Below are 8,952 nucleotides of genomic sequence, written 5' to 3'. Positions count from 1 at the left end.
CTTTAACCTTTCACCTAGTACCTAGTACCTAGTACCTATATATTCTACCCACAAAAAAAGCGCCATTAGGCGCTTTTTTAGGTTTGCTTAATTAACTATTACTCTGTGGCGGCTTGCGCTTTAGGTAAGTTTAATTCTGCATTTGCTTTTAAAGCTTCAATGAATACCATGTAGTTTTTGTTAACTTGGGTCATAGTAATATTTTGCTTAAGTTGCGCTTCAATTTCACCTTCAACAGTGGCGTTAGTCACGGCTTTTAAGGCTACAATTGCGGCATCACCGTTATTTAATTCAACTTTTTCAACTACTGGTGTGTCACCAGTTGGGTGTGCCATTTTAAAGGCATGTTGAACGATTGCAGGCGAAACAGTGTAAGCTTGACGAGTTAGTGCCGCTTCTTGACGAAGTTCTAAGCTTTGCTCAGTTACTAGGTCATTTAAGCTCTTGCCAGCTTCAATTTCAGCATATAGTGTTGTTGCTTTTTCTTTCGCAAGCTCTGATGCTTTTTCACTAACTAAACGTGCTTTAATTTGCTCTGATACATCAGCAAGTGCTTTTGTTGCAGCTGGTACATGCTCTTTAACACGCACTAACACAACATGCTCATCGCCCACTTCGATAACCTCAGAGTTCATTTTATCTTCAAGCACATCTGGTGAGAAGATTGCAGCTAATACCGCTGGTGTATTAAGCGGCGCAGGTAGAGAATTACGGTCAACTAATGCTGTTGTTTGTACTTCAACACCGGCAACTTCTGCAGCATCAACTAAGGTATCTGAAATTTCAAATGCAATAGCGCCCATTTCTGTTTGCTTTTCATAGAATGCATTTACTTTTTCAGTACGCTCAAGCTCAGCACGTAAATCAGCTTTAACAGTGTCATACGCTTTTACTTGTTGGCTCTGAATATCAGTTAACTGAATAATATGGTAACCAAACTCAGATTGTACAACGTCTGAAAAATCCCCTTTATTTGCTAATGCGAATGCCGCATCTTCAAAAGCAGGATTCATCATGTCACGTTCGATCCAATCTAAGTCACCACCCATTTCAGCACTAACGGTATCATCAGATGATGATTCTGCTAATGCCGCAAAATCACCGCCTTGTTGTAATTGTGCTAACAAGTCTTCTGCTTTGGCTTTTGCTGCATCATCATCTTCACTGTTATCAATTAAGATATGCGATACACGGCGTTTTTCAGGTTCGACGTATTGTGCTTTGTTTTGATCATAATTTGCTTTAACGTCTGCTTCGCTAACATGAGTTTCAAGTGTTAAGTTAGCTGCATTTAAATCAATGTAGTTTACTGATACTTGCTCTGGCGCTAAAAACTGCGACATATTTAGATCATAGTAATCGGCAATTTCTTGCTCTGTTACTGTCACGTTTTGCTGTAAAGACTCTTTGCTGATCACGACATAGTCAATATTGCGCGTTTGCTGTTGTAGCGCAACGGCATTAGTCAGTTCGCTATTTAGAGCAAAATCGGTACCTGCAACCGCTGAAATTAGCTGGCTACGAGTCATTTCTTCACGTAAATATTCACGAAATGCGTCAGGTTGAAAGTTCATTTGACGGATAACTTGTAAGTAACGATCGTTGTTAAATTGCCCACCAATTTGGAAGTATGGCAATTCTAAAATCGCTTTACGAACACTGTCGTCACTAACACGTAAGCCAAGTTCGGCCGCTAGTTGAGTTTGCAATTCTTGTTGTACTAGACGGTCAACGACGCCTTGACGAATTTGTGCCATGTAATTTGGATCAGCAGCAATTTGTGCAAAGTATTCGCCAAATTGTTGCTCTAAACGTGCACGTTCATTTTGGAACGCACGGCTAAACTCGGTTTGGCTAATTTTAACTCCATTTACTTCAGCTACGGGCTGCTCTGTGGTTTGACCTAAGTAACCACCGATCCCTGCTAAGGCAAAAGATAAAATCACCGCGCCTAAAATAATTTTAGCTACCGGTCCTTGTGAACCTTCTCTGATTTTCTCAAGCATTTATTTATCTCTATTCTATTCGAGGCAGAAATCGCCTTGCTTATGTAAAAAAAGCGTATCTTACCAGATACGCTTTTTTACTTGAAGCAGTTGGCGAGAAAGAACGTTAATTAAGCTGTAAAAGCGATTAACTTCTTACACTACCAAACTAACTCACTAAAGAGCAGTGATTAGCTGTTACATGCATCTTTAAGCGCTTTACCTGCTTTAAAAGCTGGGATAGTCGCTGCAGCGATTTGAATTGTTTCGCCAGTTTGTGGGTTACGGCCTGAACGTGCAGCACGTTCACGTACTGAGAAAGTACCGAAACCAACTAATGCTACTGAGTCGCCATCTTTAAGAGCGCCAGAAACAGCCTCGATGAATGAATCAAGTGCACGACCCGCAGCCGCTTTAGAAATGTCAGCATCAGCTGCGATTTGATCGATTAATTGAGATTTATTCACAATATCATCCTCTTTCATTGTTATTATCAAGAGCGATTGTTTTTTAAACTAACATCACTATTTTGAAAATTTTAGAGCAAACTTTTTCATGCTCATACGATTGTAATTTTTCTTCAGCCTAGGCCACATAAGGCCTCGGCTTGAAAACCAGTGCTTAACTTATCATACCATCTAGATTTGAAAAGCCCTTTAAAGCACTTTTTTTCGCTTTTTTACTGGTTTTTTGATGTTTCGACTGAAAAACTCTCAACTGGGTGTACTAAAGCCAGTTTTAAAACCTCATCAATCCACGTAACTGGGTGAATATCAAGTCCTGCCAATACATTGTCAGGGATCTCTTTTAAGTCACGTTCGTTAATTTTTGGAATAATGACCGTTTTAATTCCACCACGATGAGCGGCTAATAGTTTCTCTTTTAAGCCACCAATTGGTAATACTTCACCACGTAAGGTGATTTCACCCGTCATCGCCACATCAGCACGTACCGGGTTACCTGTAAGACTTGATACCAAACCTGTTACCATCGCGGCGCCAGCACTTGGTCCATCTTTTGGAGTTGCCCCCTCAGGTACGTGAACATGAATATCACGTTTTTCGTAAAAATCACTGTTGATACGAAATGCATCAGCGCGATTACGTACAACTGTCATAGCTGCTTGAATCGACTCTTGCATTACATCGCCTAGTGACCCGGTGTAGCTTAGTTTACCTTTGCCTGGTACTGCGGCACATTCGATGGTCAGCAAATCACCGCCCACTTCAGTCCACGCTAAACCTGTAACTTGGCCAATGCGATCGCCGTCTTCAGCTTTACCATAATCATAGCGCTGCACACCTAAGAAATCTTCAAGGTTGTCAGCATTAATAGTGACTGTTTTAGTGCCTTTTTCAAGCAAGATATTCTTCACCGCTTTACGGCATAACTTAGATATTTCGCGTTCTAAGTTACGTACGCCCGCTTCACGGGTGTAATAACGAATAATGCCGATGATTGCACTGTCTTCGATGATTAATTCACCATCTTTTAAGCCATTGCGTTTAACTTGTTTAACAATTAAATGCTCTTTGGCAATATTCAGCTTTTCATCTTCGGTATAACCCGATAACCGGATCACTTCCATCCGATCCAATAACGGACCAGGAATGTTAAAGCTGTTTGATGTAGCAACAAACATTACGTCAGATAAGTCATAATCGACTTCTAAGTAATGATCCGCAAAATGGCTATTTTGCTCAGGATCAAGTACTTCAAGCAGTGCCGATGCAGGATCGCCACGCATATCTGATGACATTTTATCGATTTCATCTAACAAGAATAATGGATTTTTAACGCCCACTTTACTCATGTTTTGAATCAACTTACCTGGCATTGAACCTATGTAAGTACGACGGTGGCCACGAATTTCTGCTTCATCACGTACACCACCTAGTGCCATACGAATATACTTACGCCCTGTCGAGCGAGCAATCGATTGACCTAATGACGTTTTACCAACACCCGGAGGACCCACAAGGCACAAAATTGGCCCTTTTAGTTTATTGGTACGCTGTTGCACGGCGAGATATTCAATGATGCGTTCTTTGACTTTATCAAGACCATGGTGGTCGCTGTCTAAAATCTTTTGTGCGCCCGCTAAGTCTTTTTTCACTTTCGAACGTTTTTTCCATGGCACATTAATTAATGTGTCTATGTATGAACGCACAACCGTGGCTTCTGCCGACATCGGCGACATCATTTTAAGCTTAGCAAGTTCAGAGTTCGCTTTTTCTTGCGCATCATTGCTCATACCTGATTCTTCAATGCGCTTTTTCAGTGCTTCGAATTCATCTGGTACGTCGTCAAGCTCGCCTAATTCTTTTTGAATGGCTTTCATTTGCTCATTGAGATAATACTCACGTTGCGACTTTTCCATCTGCTTTTTAACGCGGGTACGAATTTTTTTCTCAACTTGCAATAAATCGATTTCACCTTCCATCAACGCCATTAAATATTCAAGACGTTCTGTAACATTGGTGATTTCGAGTACTTTTTGCTTTTCAGGCACTTTCAGCGGCATGTGCGCTGCCATCGTATCGGCAAGGCGCGGCGCTTCATCAATGCCACTGACCGAGGTTAACACCTCTGGTGGTATTTTTTTATTTAGCTTTACATAGCCTTCAAACTGACTGATGGCACTGCGAATAAATACATCTTGCTCTTGCTCATCGATTTCTTCTGAACCAATAAACTGCGCATTAGCAACAAAAAAGTCTTCATTATCAATAAAGCTTTCTAGTTTTGCTCGCTGTGTGCCTTCAACCAGTACTTTGACTGTGCCATCAGGAAGTTTAAGCAATTGTAATACCGTGGCTATGGTACCAACACGGTAAATATCATCTTGCTCAGGCTCATCCACGGTCGCGTCTTTTTGCGCAACAAGGAAAATTTGTTTGTCTTTATCCATTGCCGCTTCAAGGCATTTTATTGATTTTTCACGGCCTACAAAAAGCGGGATCACCATGTGCGGATATACCACGACATCGCGCAGTGCTAGCACCGGGATTTCGACTCGATCTGTTCTCTCAAGCGTCATTATTTTTCTCTTCGCTCTTCATTAATTTTAAAGATTACTCAAGTATATGGGGATAACCTAAGTAAAGTTCAACAATTTAACGCAACTGGATTAAATAAATTATAAAAAAAGGAGCACTAGGCTCCTTTTTATTATCAAAATGAGTAAATTTTACTCAGACGCTGCTTTATCTTGGCTAGCGCTTTGATAAATCAAAATAGGATCTGATTCACCTTTGATCACGGTTTCGTCAATCACTACTTTGCTGACGTTTTCCATTGAAGGAAGTTCGTACATAGTATCAAGTAACACCGCTTCAACGATTGAACGAAGACCACGGGCACCTGTTTTACGCTCCATCGCTTTATGAGCGATAGCACGCAGTGCGTCATCACGGAATTCAAGTTCAACGTCTTCCATACCAAATAATGCGCCGTACTGTTTCGTTAAGGCGTTTTTAGGCTCATTTAATATTTGCACTAAAGCCGACTCATCGAGTTCAGTTAAGGTTGCCACAACAGGTAAACGACCGATGAATTCTGGGATCAAACCATATTTCACTAAATCTTCTGGCTCAACATCTTTAAATGTTTCACTTAAAGAACGGCTCGCCGCAGATTCTTTTACGTTAACCCCAAAACCGATACCGGTATTTTTATGGCTACGCTGCTCAATCACTTTATCAAGACCAGAGAATGCGCCACCACAGATGAATAAGATTTTAGAGGTGTCTACCTGTAAAAACTCTTGCTGTGGGTGTTTACGTCCGCCTTGTGGTGGCACAGATGCCACAGTACCTTCAATTAGTTTAAGCAGTGCTTGTTGCACGCCCTCACCAGATACATCACGAGTGATCGACGGGTTATCAGATTTACGTGAAATTTTGTCAATCTCATCAATGTAAACAATACCACGTTGCGCTTTTTCTACATCGTAATCACATTTTTGTAGCAACTTTTGGATGATGTTTTCAACATCTTCGCCCACATAACCAGCTTCAGTTAGTGTGGTTGCATCGGCCATTGTAAACGGCACATCTAATAAACGCGCTAACGTTTCAGCTAATAATGTTTTACCACTGCCGGTTGGGCCAATAAGCAAGATATTACTTTTGCCTAACTCAATATCCGTTTTACCGGTTTGATTACGCAAACGTTTGTAGTGATTGTAAACCGCTACTGACAGTACTTTTTTGGCGTGATCTTGACCAATAACATAATCATCTAAATGATTACGAATTTCTTTTGGTGCAGGCAGTTTATCAGAGGTATTGTGCTTAGGCGCAATGTCTTTGATCTCTTCCCTGATAATGTCGTTGCATAGCTCAACACATTCATCACAAATGTATACTGAAGGGCCAGCAATTAACTTACGAACTTCATGCTGGCTTTTGCCACAAAAAGAGCAGTATAACAATTTATTACTTTTGTCGCCGTCTGTAGGAGTGTCAGACATTCAGCTACCTCATCTTATACGTTGGCTGCCAAACTACTTAGCAGCTATTTTAATACGCTTAACTATACCAAAAAATATTGGTTTTCACAGTGTAAACAGCTCAAGCTAGTACTGTTAGTTACCAGCTTGTATTTGTTACTTGCTGTCGCGACTAGTAAATACCGCATCAACTAAACCATAATCAACAGCTTGGCTGGCGCTCATGAAGTTATCACGGTCTGTATCTTTTGAAATCACATCTAATGGTTGGCCGGTATGCTCTGCCATTAAACGGTTTAATTTATCTTTAATAGACAAAATTTCTTTGGCGTGTATTTCAAAATCAGATGCTTGACCTTGGAAACCGCCTAATGGTTGGTGGATCATCACGCGTGAATTAGGTAAACAATAACGTTTGCCTTTTGCACCAGCAGTCAATAAAAATGCTCCCATGCTCGCCGCTTGGCCAACACAAATAGTACTTACATCTGGTTTAATGAAATTCATAGTGTCATAAATCGCCATACCCGCAGTCACTGAACCGCCTGGCGAATTAATATATAAAAAGATATCTTTTTCTGGGTTTTCTGATTCTAAAAATAGCATTTGCGCTAAGATCAGATTAGCCATGTTGTCTTCAACTTGACCTGTTAAAAAAATGATTCGCTCTTTTAATAGTCTCGAATAAATATCATACGAGCGCTCGCCTTTCGCTGTTTGTTCAACAACCATAGGTACTAATGCATTGAGTGGATCTGTAATACCAGTGTTCATATTTATCTAATTCCTTATGCGCTTATACTTATCCTTATTATAAGAAAAGCATAGTTATTTTTTGGCGAAATTGAAGGCCACAAACTAAAATGGCTCGGGCACACTGCATAATACAGAGTAACACGAGCCATTTAATCGTTAGCGAGGGCTTAAGTCAATGACTTATTAAGCACCTTGCTGTGGATTCATGATGTCATCAAATGCTTTTTCAACGTCAGTCACATTTGCTTTAGCTAAAATAGCTTCAACAGCTTGCTCTTCCATTGCTACATTACGCATTTGTTGCATAAGTTGATCATTTGCTTTGTAGTATTCTACAACTTCAGTTGGATCTTCGTATGCAGAAGCCACTGTTGCAATTAATGCTTCAACTTTTGAATCATCAACTTTGATCTCGTTCGCTTTAATTACTTCACCTAATAATAGGCCAGTCTTAACGCGTGTTACTGCTTGTTCATGGAACAACTCTGCTGGAAGCTCAGGCATGTTTTTAGCGTCGCCACCAAAACGTTGTGCAGCTTGTTGACGTAGTGCATCAATTTCTTGATCTACTAGCGCTTTAGGCACGTCGATTTCGTTGTTAGCTAAAAGACCTTTAATTGCTTGGTCTTTCACGTTAGCTTTAACCGCTTGGTCAAGTTCACGTGTCATGTTCTTTTTAACTTCTTCTTTAAGAGCGTCAACACCGCCTTCAGTTACACCAAACTTAGTTGCGAATTCTTCGCTAAGTTCAGGTAGCTCTTGCGCTTCAACTTTCTTCACTGTGATAGTGAATTGAGCTGCTTTGCCTTTAAGATTTTCAGCATGGTAATCTTCAGGGAAAGTTACGTCAGAAACAACTTCTTCGCCTGCTTTTTTACCTACGATGTTATCTTCAAAACCTGGGATCATACGACCTTGACCAAGTTCTAATGGGAAGTCTTCAGCTTTTCCGCCTTCGAATACTTCACCGTCGATAGTACCTACGAAATCAACCGTTACACGGTCTTTTTCGCCAGCAGCTACATCAACTTCAGCCCATGATGCATGTTGCTTACGAAGTGTTTCTAGCATGTTTGCTAAATCTTCGTCAGTTACAGTTACAGCTGGTTTTTCTACAGTGATTTTATCTAAACCTTGAACTTCAACTTCAGGGTAAACTTCAAATGTTGCAGAAAATTCTAAATCTTTACCTGCTTCAAGTGCTTTAGGAGCAAATGTTGGTGCGCCAGCAGGGTTAATTTTTTCAGCTACGATAGCTTCATAAAAATTACGTTGCATTACTTCGCCAGCAACTTCCTGACGAACTGCGCCACCGTAACGTTTGTTGATTACAGACGTTGGTACTTTACCAGGACGGAAACCATCAATACGCTGGGTTTTAGACAGTTGTTGTAAGCGTTTTTTTACTTCGGTCTCAACGTTCTCTGCAGGAACGGTGATGGTCAGACGGCGCTCAAGGCCTTGAGTCGTCTCAACAGAAACTTGCATGATATACCTCAATCTTCAATTTTGGCGACTGTTCGCCTTCCTTACAAACACGGTAATCACTATGCGTTTTGGCACGTTTAAAGTCATTAAAGCGACTTATCAACCCCATCTTCACTATAAGATACCAATGCTGCTCTGCCCTTCGGGCACTATGTTAAACAATAGACGCGGCATTATAACCTAATATTTATGATAGTCGAGTCTAGGGGGCAATTATTTGGTCAGATAGCGGATTAAGCAAGCATAGCGGATAAAAAGTAGGCGTTTAAG

The 8,952-nt window shown here is 40.7% G+C and carries 6 protein-coding genes; all 6 read right to left on the bottom strand.

The features are described 5' to 3' along the window. Window positions 1-98 precede the first annotated feature (98 nt). The 6 genes from ppiD to tig all read right to left on the bottom strand — a co-directional run bounded on the left by ppiD (window position 99) and on the right by tig (window position 8,682). On the bottom strand, window positions 99-2,006 hold the full coding sequence (ppiD, locus tag H5201_RS21605; RefSeq protein WP_182785362.1) for a peptidylprolyl isomerase: 1,908 nt from the start codon (window positions 2,004-2,006) through the stop codon (window positions 99-101). A gap of 170 nt (window positions 2,007-2,176) precedes the next feature. Beyond that, window positions 2,177-2,479: an HU family DNA-binding protein gene (locus H5201_RS21600; RefSeq protein ID WP_301562686.1), complete on the bottom strand. Its 303-nt coding sequence runs from the start codon at window positions 2,477-2,479 to the stop codon at window positions 2,177-2,179. 185 nt (window positions 2,480-2,664) lie between these two features. Further along, window positions 2,665-5,025 (bottom strand): endopeptidase La, encoded by a 2,361-nt coding sequence (lon, locus tag H5201_RS21595; protein ID WP_145241462.1) that lies wholly within the window; start codon window positions 5,023-5,025, stop codon window positions 2,665-2,667. 150 nt (window positions 5,026-5,175) lie between these two features. Beyond that, window positions 5,176-6,459: an ATP-dependent protease ATP-binding subunit ClpX gene (clpX, locus tag H5201_RS21590; RefSeq protein ID WP_145241464.1), complete on the bottom strand. Its 1,284-nt coding sequence runs from the start codon at window positions 6,457-6,459 to the stop codon at window positions 5,176-5,178. A 135-nt stretch (window positions 6,460-6,594) separates the two neighbouring features. Then, the gene (gene clpP, locus H5201_RS21585; protein ID WP_145241466.1) at window positions 6,595-7,212 is read right to left on the bottom strand and encodes an ATP-dependent Clp endopeptidase proteolytic subunit ClpP; all 618 of its coding nucleotides are present in this window, start codon (window positions 7,210-7,212) and stop codon (window positions 6,595-6,597) included. Between the two features lie 165 nt (window positions 7,213-7,377). Continuing rightward, on the bottom strand, window positions 7,378-8,682 hold the full coding sequence (gene tig / locus H5201_RS21580) for a trigger factor (protein WP_149980757.1): 1,305 nt from the start codon (window positions 8,680-8,682) through the stop codon (window positions 7,378-7,380). Window positions 8,683-8,952 lie beyond the last annotated feature (270 nt).

The sequence above is a fragment of the Pseudoalteromonas sp. SG43-6 genome (assembly GCF_014164365.1).
Taxonomy (GTDB): Bacteria; Pseudomonadota; Gammaproteobacteria; order Enterobacterales; family Alteromonadaceae; genus Pseudoalteromonas; species Pseudoalteromonas rhizosphaerae.
Note: the sequence above shows the minus strand (reverse complement) of the source record. Positions and strands in the feature narration are given on the sequence as shown.